This window comes from Paractinoplanes pyxinae (genome assembly GCF_026626335.1).
Taxonomy (GTDB): domain Bacteria; phylum Actinomycetota; class Actinomycetes; order Mycobacteriales; family Micromonosporaceae; genus Actinoplanes; species Actinoplanes pyxinae.
On record NZ_JAPNTZ010000033.1, the window covers coordinates 1 to 15,044 of the forward strand.

General features: G+C 63.1%; 9 protein-coding genes and 3 pseudogenes. 7 read left to right on the top strand and 5 right to left on the bottom strand.

Translation table 11 applies throughout. The features are described from left to right. Positions 1–134: 134 nt before the first annotated feature. A complete protein-coding gene (locus OWR29_RS47805) occupies positions 135–1,766 on the bottom strand; it encodes a methyl-accepting chemotaxis protein (protein ID WP_267570369.1) in 1,632 nt (543 codons plus the stop codon). An 813-nt stretch (positions 1,767–2,579) separates the two neighbouring features. Further along, complete coding sequence (locus tag OWR29_RS47810; protein WP_267570370.1) at positions 2,580–3,842, bottom strand: sensor domain-containing phosphodiesterase; 1,263 nt, start codon at positions 3,840–3,842, stop codon at positions 2,580–2,582. Positions 3,843–4,151: 309 nt separating this feature from the next. On the opposite strand from OWR29_RS47810, the gene OWR29_RS47815 reads away from it, so the two are divergent. From OWR29_RS47815 to OWR29_RS47830, 4 genes and pseudogenes are all read left to right on the top strand, one after another. Further along, entirely contained in the window at positions 4,152–4,850 is a 699-nt protein-coding gene (locus OWR29_RS47815) for a TetR/AcrR family transcriptional regulator (protein WP_267570371.1), read from the top strand. Between the two features lie 463 nt (positions 4,851–5,313). Further along, positions 5,314–5,793, top strand: a pseudogene (locus tag OWR29_RS47820) (EAL domain-containing protein); the annotation flags it as partial. A gap of 235 nt (positions 5,794–6,028) precedes the next feature. Continuing rightward, positions 6,029–6,316, top strand: a complete 288-nt coding sequence (locus OWR29_RS47825) for a hypothetical protein (RefSeq protein ID WP_267570373.1) — start codon at positions 6,029–6,031, stop codon at positions 6,314–6,316. Between the two features lie 550 nt (positions 6,317–6,866). Then, the gene (locus OWR29_RS47830) at positions 6,867–7,841 is read left to right on the top strand and encodes a helix-turn-helix transcriptional regulator (RefSeq protein WP_267570374.1); all 975 of its coding nucleotides are present in this window, start codon (positions 6,867–6,869) and stop codon (positions 7,839–7,841) included. 52 nt (positions 7,842–7,893) lie between these two features. Here the strand turns inward: OWR29_RS47830 and OWR29_RS47835 are convergent, their stop codons facing one another. Next, positions 7,894–8,742 (bottom strand): AraC family transcriptional regulator, encoded by an 849-nt coding sequence (locus tag OWR29_RS47835; protein WP_267570375.1) that lies wholly within the window; start codon positions 8,740–8,742, stop codon positions 7,894–7,896. 148 nt (positions 8,743–8,890) lie between these two features. Beyond that, positions 8,891–9,835: a helix-turn-helix transcriptional regulator gene (locus OWR29_RS47840; RefSeq protein WP_267570376.1), complete on the bottom strand. Its 945-nt coding sequence runs from the start codon at positions 9,833–9,835 to the stop codon at positions 8,891–8,893. A 566-nt stretch (positions 9,836–10,401) separates the two neighbouring features. Between OWR29_RS47840 and OWR29_RS47845 the strand changes: the two genes are divergently transcribed. From OWR29_RS47845 to OWR29_RS48380, 3 genes and pseudogenes are all read left to right on the top strand, one after another. Further along, positions 10,402–11,910: a GGDEF domain-containing protein gene (locus OWR29_RS47845; RefSeq protein WP_267570377.1), complete on the top strand. Its 1,509-nt coding sequence runs from the start codon at positions 10,402–10,404 to the stop codon at positions 11,908–11,910. Positions 11,911–12,385: 475 nt separating this feature from the next. Further along, complete coding sequence (locus tag OWR29_RS48240) at positions 12,386–12,742, top strand: STAS domain-containing protein (RefSeq protein WP_498371643.1); 357 nt, start codon at positions 12,386–12,388, stop codon at positions 12,740–12,742. 271 nt (positions 12,743–13,013) lie between these two features. Further along, positions 13,014–14,296: pseudogene (locus OWR29_RS48380) on the top strand (IS701 family transposase). Positions 14,297–14,527: 231 nt separating this feature from the next. Here OWR29_RS48380 and OWR29_RS47860 read toward each other — a convergent pair. Next, positions 14,528–15,044: pseudogene (locus OWR29_RS47860) on the bottom strand (hypothetical protein); the annotation flags it as partial.

Genomic DNA, 15,044 nt, shown 5'->3' on the forward strand with positions numbered 1-15,044 from the left:
CACCGAGGTGGCCTCGTCCTGGGCCAGCACATCGGCGCCTGCGATTCTTGCCATGCTCGCGCTCCGTCCGCCATGTTGGTTCGTGCGCCGAGTCCATCCGAGATACCGCTGCTCGTTATGTCAAGCCTCTCGATCTAGTAGGTGAACCGAGAGAGGCTGCTCTGGAGGGCGCCGGCCACACGGGCAAGGTCGTTTGAGGTTTGTGCGGTGTTGGCGGCGGCACTGGTGGTTTCGGCCGCGGCTGCGGCGACGGCGGCCACGCTTTCACTGATCTGAGATGAGCCGGTTGCAACTTCATTCACGTTGCGGCTCATCTCGCTAGTTGTCGCAGTCTGTTGCTCGACAGCCGCGGCGATCGCCGACTGCGTCATATTGATTTGCTCGATGACCTGACTGATATCTGCGATGGCTACGACGGCGGCCTCCGAGTCGTCCTGGATCGCCGAGACCCGGGTGGAGATGTCCTCGGTGGCGCGGGCGGTCTGTTGCGCCAATTCCTTGACCTCGCCGGCGACTACGGCGAAGCCTTTGCCGAGTTCGCCGGCTCGAGCGGCCTCGATGGTGGCGTTGAGGGCAAGCAAGTTGGTCTGCTCCGCGATGGAAGTGATCAGCTTGACTACCTCACCGATCTCGTTGGACGAGGTGCCCAGCTTGTTGAGGATCTCGCCGGCTCTGGCCGATGCCCTCACTGCGCCGGCGGCAACACCGGCGGCACTGGTCGTCGAGCGGGCGATTTCGCTGATGGATGCACCAATCTCGTCCGACCCGGCAGCGATGGTGCTGATGTTCATGCTGATGTGTTCCGTGGCTGCGGAGGCTGTGTGTGCTTGCGCCGACGATCGGTCGGCCGATTGGTTGACCAGCGCCGCGACAGCGGCGAGTTCCTCCGATGACGAGGCCAGCGTGTCCACGTTGCCGCCGATGTCGCGCATTGCGCCGCTGATGCGGTCGAGCGCTGTGTTCAATGCTCCGCCCATCCGCCCGACTTCGTCGGCGGTGTCGACCGGGAGCCGTCCGACGAGTTCGCCCTCGGCAACCCGTTCCAGGACGGTCACAGCACGGCCGAGTGGCCTGGCCACTGCCCTGCTGATGATGACGATGATGGTCGCCGACAGGATCACAGCGGCCACGACGATTACTGTGATCATAATGGTGGCTCGGGCGGCTGCTTCGTCTGACTCGTTCTGGGTTTGGATCGCGGTGGCATCTTCGATCTGGTTCAGTTGCGCCAGCGCTTCGTCGAGCGCCTCGACCAGCGGCTGCGCGATAGTGGCACGTACTGTGACAAACTTAGATACGTTATTCGCGCGGGCGAGAGGGATTTGTTGTTCATCGCGCACTTGCCGGTAGCCGGCCAGTGCTTGCTCGAACGCAGAAACCTGGCGTTCGCGTCCGTGGACGCCCGTTGACTTGTACTCAGTGAAGTGAGTGTCGATCTGGGTGTCCAGGGAATCGATTTTTTCCTGCACCTCGTCCATGCCGGCCTTGTCCGGCGTGATGAGCAGGTTGACGAGTTGGAATCGCATCTGAGCGATGGCGGTGCTTGTCTCTCCGAGGTAACCGATGGCCTTCAAGTTGGACCGGTACATGTCCTGCATACGGTCATTGGCAGCGTGCACTTGCAGCATCCCGGCGACACCGACGACAACGGTCAACGCGCAGACTGCCGCGAAGCTGAAGAGCAGCTTGCTGGCCACACGGAGGTTCTTCAGCTGGCCGAGCGGGCCGCGAGCCCGCGACGTTCCCCGAAAGTCGACTGTCTTCATCCGCGCCCCTGTCGATACGAACCAGAGTAATTCCACCAATGCCCCGGAATGTATAACGACCTCGTCTGCGGCGGTACGGGAATGCGCGCGCTGCTGAACCCCTTCGTATATCGCCTGCTCGGAGCCCTTCGCAGCCGGTCCGGCGCAAGCCAGCGTTAAGGCTTCCTGTGTTCGGGAAACGGCAGGGCCGGACTACTTCTCGCCAGCGGATAATTGTTACCAGCAGCAGAATCGCCGCAGATCTTCCCAGGACTGTCGAGATCGACGTTCTTCAGGGCAATGGAAACAGTTTCCATCCACGTTGGTGGATGTTATCCTCGGCGGGTCCAGGCCGAGATATCTGCACTTAACCGCCGGTGTCCGGAGCCCCTTGCCCGGCGCCGGCGAGGACTCGAACGTCACTCAGAGGACCGTTTTGCCCGGGCACGAGACGAAGGGTCTGGCGTTGGGAACGCTGACGGCGACGGCTAGCGAGACGATAAATGAGGGATGATCGAGGCGAGCCTGCTCGATAGTCTGATGGATCGCGTCGACGCTGGCAGTCTCGCGTTGCCCGGGCGGCGACGGTTTGCTTCTCGAGCAGGGCAGGGTCGTCCCGTGGGACCTCGGCCTGACGGCGGATCTGATGGGTGAGGTGTCTGCATATGAGAGGCCATATGTCAGTGGGCCGCCCGAACTCGCGTGACGTACTGCGCCAAGCGGTGGCGACTGAGGTCGGCGACGTCACCTTGGCGCGAACGAGCAGGGTTTGTTTCTCAAGATGCGAGGTTGATCGGTGGAAGACCGTCGGCGGCCACAGGGGACTGGCGACAATCAAGACGAAGACAGACGGCCGACCATCGCGTGTGCGGCCATGGTGACCAGATTGCGGTCGTAGGTTACGACGAACTCGAACGAGCGTTCGTCGTCAGGGCCAATGTCGCCGAGATCGCGGGCGACCAACGCCGCGGACGTGTGTGCGCCGAGGATGACGATGGCCCATCCGTCCGTGAGGGGGTCACTAGTACTCAATGCCGTTCCCCGCACCCCCGGTGCCGGCTCGGTCGGCATACCAGTGCCGAAGGCACCTACATACGGCAGATGCGCCGCAAGGTCGGCGTATCTGCGGGCAATGGATGGGCGAAAAAATTCAGCGCGCTGGAAACCAGCCAGAAGCACGGGTGGCACGCGAGCATGCAAGGCCATCATCTCGAGCGTCTTGGTCATCGGAACTAGCAGTTTTTTCGGAGCCCGGCGGGCTTTCCGAGCCGTGCCGATAAGGTCATACGGCGTGGTGTGCGGGAACGACACAACCGGGCGTGCAGCGAACCGTTCCGGGTCGAACACCGTCGGCCGCAGCTGGCGAACGCCCCGGTCCCACAGCCACCCTTGGCCCAGCGTCGCCCCCAACACCAGTGCGCGAGTTAAGTCAGCCGAGGTCTCCACGCCTTCGGCAACGACCTCGGCGCCGGACTCCTCGGCATACGCACGCACGGCTCCGGCAACGGTGATGGCCGCCGGATCAGTGATCGTACGGAGCAGCAGAAGGTCAAGTTTGATGACCTCGGGACGCAGCAACGGGATAAAAGCCAGCGAAGCGGGTTCGGCTCCCACGTCGTCCAAGGCGATGCCGCAACCTGCGGACCGCAACTGTTCCGCGCTTTTGAGCACTCCAGCAAGATCCTCGGCTAGCGCGCGCTCGGTGATTTCCACGACCACCTGGACATGGTCGGGACGAGCGGCAAGCTCTCTGAGAACGACATCGAGATCTCTGGTCAGTGTGCGAGGTTCGATGTTGACGAATAACGTCACTGGACTGCCACCGGTCATCCACGCCGCGTCTGCGAGCGACGCCCGCAATGATGCACATTCCAAGTCGGCGAGCCGGCCAGCCGTACGGGCGGCATCGAGCAACGCCAGGGGGGACTCCCACAGGGTGCCGGCCGGTCCGCGCAGTAAGGCCTCGTAAGCGAGCACCGAACCGCTGTCCACGTCGACGAAAGACTGGTAGACACACTGCAGAGCACCAGGAACGTTCTGGAGGAGCACGTCGAACGGCAGTTCGTCGCCGGCGACAGGAGCCGGGGTCGTGTCCATAGCGGTCATCCTCGCTGCATAGCGCGCCGGTCATCTCCTCAGGAATCACGGACCGGACAAGTAGATCCCGAAACGCTTGCGGAATCAACAGTTCTGCCTGCCTCTGGTCGACTTTGGATAGACACCTGGTCCTAGCGGTCGGTCAGTGTGGTTGGCGCCGGCGCTGCGGCTTCTCGCGCCGATCAGGACTGCAACCTTGCCTGTGAGCTCCCACGTGCAAACCCTTCCTGCGGATCGAGTAGACGATGTGGTCCACGATCGTCGGCAGAAAATGGATTGTCCGATCCAGAAATAGGTAAAGTTCGCGGCATGTCAGCGAAACGGCTCACCGCCAAGGGCGAGGCGACTCGCCACCGGATCGTCGTAGCAGCCGCACAACTCATGTACGAGCAAGGCATCAGCGACACGACCATGGAAGACATGCGAGCCGCGACGGGTGCCAGCAGCTCGCAGATCTACCACTACTTCGCCGACAAACAGGCACTGCTGCTCGCTGTGATCGACTACCAGACCGGGGCCGTCCTCGACCTGCAAGCACCACACCTCGATCACCTCGACACCATCAGTGGCCTGCGGGCTTGGCGTGACCTACTGGTGGGCAACCAAAAACGGCTGCAATGCCGCGGCGGCTGCCCAATCGGAACACTCGGCAGCCAGACGGCGGAAACCAATCCCGAGGCGCGGCTCGCCGTCGCCTCCGGCTACCTGCGCTGGGAGAACGCGATCCGCGCCGGCCTCACCGCCATGTACAGCCGCGGAAACCTGAACGGCAACCCCGACGACTTGGCGTTGGCGCTGCTCACGGCCCTGCAGGGCGGACTGCTTATGACAAAGATTCATCGCGACGTCCGACCGCTGGAGGTTGCACTAGACACCGTCCTGGATCGGATTTCATCACTGTCCCGGACCCTGCCGGCAGTCACAACCAATCGGGGACGTGGCGGACGAACCGATCGGAGACTCAGTGCAGCTTCAACGTTAATCGAGCAGACATTCACTTCAGGTTGAACCTTTGAACAGTGAAGGGGGAGTCTGCATGAGAAAGCACCTCGCCTGACCGGTCTGCGGAGACAAACATGGAACCCGTGAGCAGTCCGGTGCCCGAGTGTGGGTGCTGGCGGAGACGGATTACCTCTATGGGACTGGCGACCTTCACCTGTCCGTCGAAAGTGTCAACTGGGCGAGCCCACAGGTTCACGAGGGCGAGCCGTGGTACAAGGTCCGGAGGTCGAGCTTACCGCTGATTTATTACCGGGGCTGTTGCTCTTTGGTCGATGGTCTGGCTGCCGATGTGCCTGCCTTCCGATACGAGAAGCTTCGATGTCTCCTGCCGCTGCGGCGTCAACGTCGGCACTGACTACCACTGCATTAGCGGTGCGTAATGCGCTGACAAGGCGACAGGTACAGCCGTTATTTCGGCCGATCGTGGACTTGAACACCGGGGCGGTGGTGGCCGGGGGAGGCGCTTGCGCGTGGCTCAGAGGGTACGGCGCTGGAGCTTCCGGATCGGTTGTTCGCCGCCGGTATAACCGGCGAGCTCGACCTGCTGTGCAGCGAGAGAGCCTTGGAATACGCGATCGCAGCACTGATAACCCCAACGTTGGTGTTCGTCAACGCCGATCCCGGAATGCTGAACCAGCCACTGTCACCTCGGCTGATCGAGCTGGTGCGCGACGGGTTGTCCTTGCGGGAAGTCCTCGAGTTGACCAAGCGGGCGTTACCGGCAGTACTGGGCAGCATGTTGCGGATCGCGGCCATGGTGCAGCAGTGGGGAAACAGCCTTGCGCTTGATGACGTCGGTGTGGACCCGATGTCGCTGCCTTTCCGGCCGGTCCTGGAACCGGAAGTGATCAAACTTGATATGGGCTTGATCCGCAAACCGGACACCGCCCACATCCGTTCCGTCAGCGCGTTAGTACATGCCGAGGCGTACCGCACGGGGCAATGGTGATTGCCGAAGGCATCGAAACTGAAGCCGACCTGATCACCGCCCGCCAGCTGGGTGCCCGGCGGGGACAAGGCTGGAACGTCTCGAACACGCCCGCCACGCATATGACCAAGACGGTGTCCGCCTGCTGCGGGCGCCTCGGCCAGGCTTCCACCAGCGCGAGGGCACCCCGTTTCGAATCGCCGTCCGGCAATCGACGCCGCGACCGGCGAGCGGCGACGCGGTCACCAGCGCGTTAGTGCTCCTGCGGCACATCGTCGCAACCGACGCCGCCATCGTGGTCGTCGCCTCCGTCAGCGGTTCCCTCCCCGGTATCAGCGGTTCACTGCAGGAACTGGTCGGCCGCGCTCGATCATTGCTGGTCCTGGGCACCCCGATCTCCGACGAATTCTCCGTCGCCGTCATCGCCGCCGGGCACGGGGCCGCAGTCTGCGCCCGGACCGGACAGCAACCGCAGCTGGTCGTCTCCGAGCGCCTGCCCGCCGTCGCTGAAATCACCCGGGCACTGCTGAGCCACCTGCCTTAGCACAGACTCGCCTTCAGGACAGCGACTTCTCGAAGATCGTCGCGGCCGCGATACGGTGCCGGGTTGCGAGCGGGGATCGAGGTCGCTGTACCCGATAGCCCTACGGGCGTGATGTTGAATCGGCCCAGACTTCAACGCCTCGTTCGGCTACGGCGCGATCCAGACGAGCGGTGATGGCGACGCTCACTGGTTGTCGAGGCTGCCACCAGACTACGGAAGCGCACCAGGTCCGGACTGCGCGGCGCTTTCATCAGAGTCTTCAGCGGCTCAGCCGTATCGCTGAGCTGAGGTGGGCTGCAGGGATGCGGCAACCGGGAATGCTGATTCGGCCGACCCCGACAGCAAGGTTCGCGTGACAGGGCCGGGATGCCTTTATCGTACGACGTTTCCAATCTCAGCTATCCGGCTGTCGTGGCTCACGATCACGTAGCGTGGCGCATCTGCCTAGACAGGTGCGCCGAAAGCGAACACGAGCCAGGCCAGCTGTACGGAAACCGAAGCGGGTGGCCGTTGACCGCAACGGGTTCTATAGGGACGATAACTTCGTATTATGGCTATCACGTCGGCTGCTGTCGCGCGGACGGCTCTAAGAACGAAGGATCCGGCAGAGGCGGTTGAGCGGATCAGGTCTATCACGCCGCATCGGGCTGCGGTGGCCATCGACGACTATGCGGCCGTTCACTTCCACATCGACTCAGCATCCTACGGGGGATTCTTCTCCGACACCGTCACCGCCGGCGGCGTCCGATACTTGGCCGAAGGGGAGCCACTGGGTTTTGTCCGGGCCGGCGTCCTCGTCTCCGGTGAAGCCACACTCCGGTCTGGACGCGAAACTGTCGGCCTGAGGTCCCAGGACGCCTTCATGCATCCTGGGTATGCCGCGTACAGCGCCGAGTATCTCAACCCGACGGTCCTGAGCTTGCGCGTACCGATGTCGCTTCTCGCGCGATTGGCCGAGGAGAAGGCCGGGTCAGCTGGTGCGGACTTGCGGTTCGTCGCGCTCACACCCGTATCGCAGTCGATGCGCCAGCGCTATGCGGAGGTTGTGCTGTGGGTTTGTCGCCAGCTCAGGTCATACGAGGATGAGCCATCTTCGCTTCTTCTCGACCAGTTGATGCGTCTAAGCGCTGCTGCGATGCTTTCGACGTTCCCGAACACCCTCATGACCGCCGATGACTCTCGAGACGCTGGTGCACTGACCCCGGCGATAGTTAAACGGGCGCGGGCGTTCATCGAGGCCTACGCCGACAGGCCCCTCGATGTCGCAGACATCGCTGCGGCCTCCGGTGTCGGTACCCGGGCAATCCAAGTGGCATTTCGCCGTCACCTTGGCACCACTCCCATGGCTCTGCTACGACGAGTCCGCCTCGAGCATGTGTACCGTCAGCTGCGCGAGGCTGATTCCACCCAGGGTGTGACCGTGTCAGCCACCGCTCGTCAGTGGGGATTCGCGGAGATGGGCCGCTTCGCGGGGGAGTACCGCAAGGTATTCGGTGAGCTGCCCAGCCAGACACTGCGAAGCTGATGCGTCGCCGGCCGCGGCTTGGCGCAACGTCGCCATGCGTCGCTGCAACGTTCTACGTCCTCAAAGTCCGGCGAGGCGACTGTCCGTACTCGGCGCGGTAGAGGCTTGTGAACCTGCCAACATTGCTGAATCCCCAGCCGCGGGCAATGTCGGTAACAGTGACGTCACCAGAGGGGTCGGCCACCGACAGCTCGTTGTGCGCATGCGCAAGGCGAACCTGGCGGACGTATCCCATCGGCGTCATGTCGAAAGTACGCCGGAATGCGGCCTGAATGGCGCGAGGGCCCACACTGGCCGCCGCAGCAACGTCGGCGACGGTCAGCGACTGGTCGGCGTGGGCCTCTATGAAGTCCACGGCCCGCCGGACCGTAGCAGGCGAGACATAGCCATCGCTGGACGGGTGAGCCACGGTCATCGCCGTGTTAGGGAACGTGGCGACGGTGGCAGAAGCAACAAGCTCGACCAGATGGTCAACCAGAAGCGTAGGAAGGACAAGATCAGGCGTTGCCAATTGTCGATGCACGAACGACAGGGTGCTGCTCCAGTGGCGGCCCATCGCCGGTGACACCGGGGCCATGTCATGGAACGTGAACCGATCCGCCGGCGAACCCGAGGCTGCTTCCGCCATCATCCCTGCAACGCTCAGCGGCAAGCTGACGACCGCGAATTCGGCGTCCTCGTGTTCGCCATCGAAGGGTACGTCCAGCGGACACAAGTAGGCGTCGCCAGCGACGACTGAGTATTCCCGCGAAGATGTCCGCTGCATACCCCGGCCTTTAACGACCACACCGCCGACTATGTGCTGAATCGGGTCCGCCGCAGCCGTGTAGCGAAGGCCTTCGGCCCGCACGAGGTCGGCGCGGAAGCTGCCGTAGTGGGCTGACCGGATCCAGAAATCCACGCCGCCGGTGGTGGTGCTGATGCGAGGTCGGTGTGCCACCAATCCCCTGAGGGTCGCGACCGTAGCGTCGTAGTCGTGGGTCCGGATCTCGTTCCTGGTGAGAGACGCCGACCCGTGTGAGCGCATTCGATGCGCGCTTTCGCCTGGGTCAGTCATGAGGAATTACTGCGTCAGGTGCTACGCCGTAGGCCATGCGGTGCAGAAGGTCGAACTTGTGTTCGTCCGCGAACCCCCAGCGTGCCGCAATCGCCGCAACCGTCGTCACAGTGGGATCGGCGGCAGACAGGTCACGGTGAGCGAGGGCCAGCCGGACACGACGTAGATGGTCGGCCACGGTGACACCAGGATGACGTTCGAAAGCCAGCCTCAAACTCCGGATCGACACCCGGGCGGCACCGGCGATATCAGCCTCGCTAATGTCGCGATGGGCGTTGTCATCCACGAACAGCAGGGCGCGGGCAAGCGCAGCAGAATGCGCGTCGCGAGAGTCCACGACCGTCGGCTGCCGCAAACCGGTATTCGGAAATACCGACAGCGCGGTGGCGGCTAACATCCGCACCGCTGCACCGGCCAGCAACGGTTGGTCAGCCGCCGACTGGTCCACAACGATGTCACGCACATGTGCATGTGCATTCCTCCATAGACCGGCGGCCCGCCGTGAAACGGGTAGTCGGCCTGTGAACCGCACCGGTTCCGGCTTACAGCTCGAACGAGAATCGCTTACTTCTGCCAGCAGGGCTTGATCGATGAACACCGTTTCGACGTCCGGCGCATCGGCCATAACTTTGTACGGTTCATCCGGTTGAGCAATGAGAAAGACGTCACCGGCTTCGTGTCCGGTGAAACCGCCACCCTCGGCATGGGCCACGCTGCCACGTCGCAACCGGGCGAAGCCGAGCCGGCAGATCGGCTGACCTTCGCCGGTCACCGCCATGGTGAAAGTCGTCCGCCGCAGCTCGACCGGCCCGAGTCTGCCTCGAACAAGTCGCAGGCGATGACAATCGCCGGCGACGGCCAAGCGGAGACCTTCATAGGCATCAGTCAGTGCGCGGCAGGCAACGTCAAGATCATCAGTGTCAAGCTCAATCCGCATCCGGCCCTCCGGCCAACGGGCAGCGCAGCCGTGTGCCAGCCCTCGCATCGTCGATGGGTACACAAGATCAACGATCTTGGGGGCGAAAGGTTGTGCCTCGGCTCCAGCAGCGGTTCTGCGAAGAATCCGAAACGGTTCGCAGCCCTGTACGTCACATGTGGCAAAAACGAAAAGTGGCCAATCAGCGAAGAGCGGAGTTCTCGATCCGCGCTACATCTTCGCTTCCTGCGAGGGGCTATGCGCGTTTTGCAGAGACTGATCCCATGCTGACGTGCATAATTCAGATTCAGGCAGATATTTAATCGATGGCTGCTCGGTTGCGGTCCTCGGTGACCGTGCCGGCGAGGCGGTTCTGCCGTTCGTCCGTCTCGCCGGTGGTGGCTGAGGGAAGTCTTGATTCAATGATCGGGATAAGTGCCCCGAAAGTGTCAATAATTCTTTAAATCAGACCGGTCCGGCACTCCGGAGATCGCCCACAGCAGAGTAGATTGTCGGACGCCGGATGGATGCGCTCCACCGCTGAAGAAACATTGATGAGATAGACAGTATGACTTGAGGAAATATCAATGACGCCGTCATTGGTCAGAAACGACCACCGTGCCCACCCGGTAGACGTAACGGTCTTCCGTGCCGCTGCGTCGGGTGCGGCAGAAGCCGGGTGCGGAGCACACCGCAAGATCGCCATGGTCCGACTCTGGCTGCTGTGGCTCGGCGCAACCGTACTGTTCTGCGGTGGGCAAACGGTCGTAGGCCGTGACGGCTGGGTAGCCGACGTCATGACGCTCGCCATGCCGTTGCTGTTCACCGTCGGGATCTTGGCTGGCGTCGTGCTTAATCGGCCCCGGCCACGCTGGCCCTGGCTCCTACTGGCCTCCGCCGGTGCCATAACCGCCGCCGGAATAGCAATCTCGTGGAGCGGCGCCGACACACTGGCATTCGCGGCGCTCATGAGCGTTTATCCCATCGAAGCTGCAGCATTGCTGCTTGTTACACGAGGCGCATCGTGGCGGCGCGACCGCGCCGGACTCCTGGACACGGCGATGATCAGTGTCGGGCTTGCACTAGCCTGCTGGCTGCTCGTCATCACGCCCATCATGCGGCTGAACGCCGTACTGCCGGGTAGCCCGCGGACCGTGTTGTTGCCTTTCGGCGATCTACTGCTGCTCAGCGTGCTCATCCGCTTCTTCATCTCCCAAGGCGTACACAACGCCGCCTTCTGGCAGATCAGCGTCTCATTATTACTGCAGACCACCGCCCATCTGACCACACTGCTTTACCCGCTCTGGGGATTCAACGCGTCCGACCTGCAGCCGGTCATATCGCTGGCGGCCCTGCTCATGGTCGGCGCCGCGATCCACCCATCGATGTGTGCTCTTGCCAGGCAGCCGCTGCGCCCAGTGGCCGATATGACGCCGCGCCGTGTTCTGCTGGTCAACCTGGCCTGCATGGGCGCTCCAATTCTGCTCATCGCCCAAGGCGTGCTGCAGCATGGCCGGGTCGACTGGCTGGCGGCAGGCGTCGGCTGCGTCACCCTCTTCGCCCTACTGGCTTTGCGAATGGTCGACCTGATCAGCCAGCTGCACGACAAAGCCCGTCAGCTCGAGGCGGTCGCCCACATCGACGCGCTTACCGCGCTGCCCAACCGCCGTGCGTGGAATTTGGAACTGCACCGACGCGTCGCCGCCGCCCGCCGCCACGACGCTCCCGTGGTCGTTGCCATAATCGATCTAGACCACTTCAAGCGATACAACGACGAACACGGCCACCAAGGCGGCGACGAACTGCTCACCATCGCCGCAGTCGCATGGAAAGCACACATACGTCCAGAAGATCTACTGGCTCGCTACGGCGGCGAAGAGTTCGGCGTCATCTTGGATCAGGCCCGGTTAGCTGACGCTGACCGCATCATCGAACGGCTGCAGTCTGCGACCCCGCTCGGACAGACTTTCTCGGCCGGTGCCGCCCAGTGGAACGGCAGCGAGACAGCCGAGGAATTGCTGGCTCGCGCGGATGCTGCCCTGTATGCGGCCAAACGCGCCGGCCGTGACCGGCTCTACGTTTCTAGCACCCGTTGACGCGCAAGGTTTGAGTTCGTTTCTGCCGCCTCGCCCACAATGTGCCCAGGGCGACGATCTATCACTGCTTCGTGGTGTGGCTGACGCCCGCGCAGCCCTGCCATACCCGGTTGAGCGACAGGGTAGCCTGGCCTGGGGCTTCGATCTGACCAGCGACCTGAGATCAGCTCGCGTTTTTGTTCGGTCATACCTGCCATGTTCGGGCGAGCACCGGGCGCGACGGTCTGATTCGGGCCCGTTGGTTCTGCTGTTCTGTCCGACGAGTATTGGACCCGCGCCTCCGTTCCCGGGGGTGGGTTCGACTGGCGGTGTTCACCTTGCCTAAACATAGTCCTGCGCTAGCCCCCGCTTGCGTGTGGGCGTAACGTGCAGGCACAGAAGTGCGTCGAGTTCCCGACCTAGGAGGTCGTCTTCTCGGCACCCGCTCTGCAGCCGCATGCGGGTCCAGCGAGGCGATCATGGATCGGGGATCCTCATGGGCTCAAGCGCCATCAGCAGTAAGTCGCCTTTGGTGGTTCGGCTTCGAGACGGAACCGCCGCCTCGACGGTCATCGCGGTGGCGGGCGAGGTCGACCTCGACAACAGCGATCAGATGCGGAATCAAATTATAATGTTGCTGTCGGGTAGCAATGCCGGCCGTGTCGCGCTTGACCTCAGCGAGCTGAATTTCTTGAGTTGTGCCGGGGTTCGAGCGCTGCTTGAGTGCCATGACATCGCCGCAAGCCAAGGCAGCCGGCTCGAAATCAGCCAAGCGCACGAAAACGCTCACCAGATACTAACCATCTGCGAACTGACGGATCTGTTCCAATATAATTCGGCAGGGTTAGAATAGATACTATCGGCTGTTCTGATGGCCGTGATTGTGAAGTCGCTGCCTGTCTCGGGCGTCGGCGGGGTGAATCTTGGCGGTTTTTGGCGTGGCTGCCACAGGTCTACCATATAAGGGCCAGGCGGAAGAGCTCAGCAGCTGAACTGCGTGGTGTCACATGCGCAACGCGCCCTAGTGCTCCAGCCGTAGATCGTGGTCTCTGCGTGGCGGTCCCGGATGCAGAGCGGCCAGCGCATAATCATCGTCGGTTGTGTGGACTTCCGAGGATCAAACGGTGGCCGCGGGCCACAGCATAGAACCTGTGTTAGCGGCGGCAGTCGATGGGCTGCTGAGCCGGATCGCGGGTCGTTTCGCCCGGGTGGAAACCCGGCGGCGGGCTCGTGGTCTGCTGCTCGGGTTGCTGGTCGATCTGCCGCGCAAGACCTGCTGGACGATTGCCGAACACGCCGGTGACAGCAGTCCGGACGGGATGCAACACCTGCTCAACCGGGCCAGCATCGACACCGACGGACTCCGCGATTACGTCGTGGAACACCCTGGCGACGTGGACGCGGTGCTGGTCGGCGACGAGACGGGGGACGTGAAGAAAGGCACGCATACGGTCGGGGTGCAGCGGCAATGCACGGGAACCGCTGGGCGGGTCGAGAACGCGCAGGTAGCGGTCTATCTGACCTATGCCAGCCGGCACGGGCACGCGATGCTCGACCGGGAGATCGACCTGCCGAAGTCCTGGACCATCGACACCGAACGCTGCGCCGCGGCCGGAGCGCCCGCCGAGACCGAGTTCGCGACGAAACCGCAGCTGCCACGACGATGATCGGCCGCGCCTTGGACGCGGGTGTTCCGGCGTCCTGGGTCGCCGCGGACGAGGTCTACGGCGCTGACCCGCGGCTGCGCAGCGAGCTGGAAGACCGCCGGATCGGCTATGTCCTGGCCGTTGGCTGCGACCGGCGGGTCACCACCGACCTGGGCACCTGGCGCGCTGACCAGATCCCAGCTTCTCTGCCCGCACAGGCCTGGCAGCCTCTGTCCTGCGGCCGCGGCGCGAAAAGCGATCGGATCTACGACTGGGCGCTGCTCGCCCTGAGCTCGCCGCCCGACACCACGGCCACCGGCTGCTGGTGGCTGTTGATCCGCCGCCATCGCCGTCACGGTGAGCTGGCGTTCTACCGCTGTTACGCCCCGGCGCCGATGCCCCCGCGTGTCCTGGTCACCGTGGCCGGCCGCTGCTGGCGTCGAGGAAACCTTCCAAGCCGGCAAGGGCCTGGCCGGCCTCGACTAGCACCAGCACCGCCGCTGGCAGCCCTGGCGCCGCTGGACAATCTTCGCGATGCTCGCTTACGCCCCGCTAGCGATCACCACTGCCAGTCAGCGCCGCACCACGCGCCCAGACGGGCTGATCGCGTTGACCTGCAACGAAGTCCGGCGTCTGCTCGTCATTCACGTCATCGAACCAGCCCGCCGCATCGCCTGCCCCGACACCTGTCGACCTGGCGACGCCGCCACCAACACCGCGCCGAACTCAGCCACTACCAGCAACAACTCCGACACTCATAACGATCTACGGCTGGAGTACTAGGTAAGGGCAGCTCGGCATCCCTGATCAACAGTGCTATCGGCGATCTGCTTGCACCGAAGTAGCAATAGTAAGTGGGAGCGGATCCTTCGATTCGAGGATGTCCGAAGCCTTCCGCCGTACTAGCGGACCTCCTGGGCGGTCCTGGTCAGGAAAGAACGGTCAAGTGGCGGCGACGTCGGGTGGCCTCGTATGAGCAGTCAGGCTGCTTGTCATCGTACAGGTAGGGCAGCCCAGATCACGGTGTCGTTATGGTCGTCCATGACGCCCCAATGATCGGCCACTGCATGCAAGATCAGCAGACTGAGGTTGGTTGCCGTGTCGAAGGTTGGGGTGACGTCCCATCGAGTGCCGCCGCGGACCCAGAGGTATACGGTTTCTCGATACAAGAGGGCCGTAACGCTCATCATCGTCGATGCATGGCTCACAGTGTGGCTGATTAGTTCGGAAACTATCACCTTCGCCACATCGATGTGCTGCACCAACTTCCACGCTACGCAGGCGCGGGTGACGATCTCGCGGCCGTGCCGGCCGGCGCCCCTGACAGGCAGAACATGTCCAGTGAATGACGGCGATTGCAGCGGCCCGACTGCCAGAGCCTCGTGGGCTCGGGTAAGCAGCCGGCTGAGCTTCGGTTGAATGCCCGGTCTGTCACTGTCAGTGACAAGATTGCGAGGGTCGCCGGCCACCAGAAGGGCAGTGCCACAGGTAACGCTGCTGCGCTCTGCG

Excerpts from the sequence above, each read along its gene's own strand:
- OWR29_RS47805 (WP_267570369.1), bottom strand. The coding sequence starts at position 1,766 with ATGAAGACAGTCGACTTTCGGGGAACGTCGCGGGCTCGCGGCCCGCTC.
- OWR29_RS47810 (WP_267570370.1), bottom strand. The coding sequence starts at position 3,842 with ATGGACACGACCCCGGCTCCTGTCGCCGGCGACGAACTGCCGTTCGAC.
- OWR29_RS47815 (WP_267570371.1), top strand. The coding sequence starts at position 4,152 with ATGTCAGCGAAACGGCTCACCGCCAAGGGCGAGGCGACTCGCCACCGG.
- OWR29_RS47830 (WP_267570374.1), top strand. The coding sequence starts at position 6,867 with ATGGCTATCACGTCGGCTGCTGTCGCGCGGACGGCTCTAAGAACGAAG.
- OWR29_RS47840 (WP_267570376.1), bottom strand. The coding sequence starts at position 9,835 with ATGCGGATTGAGCTTGACACTGATGATCTTGACGTTGCCTGCCGCGCA.
- OWR29_RS47845 (WP_267570377.1), top strand. The coding sequence starts at position 10,402 with ATGACGCCGTCATTGGTCAGAAACGACCACCGTGCCCACCCGGTAGAC.
- OWR29_RS48240 (WP_498371643.1), top strand. The coding sequence starts at position 12,386 with ATGGGCTCAAGCGCCATCAGCAGTAAGTCGCCTTTGGTGGTTCGGCTT.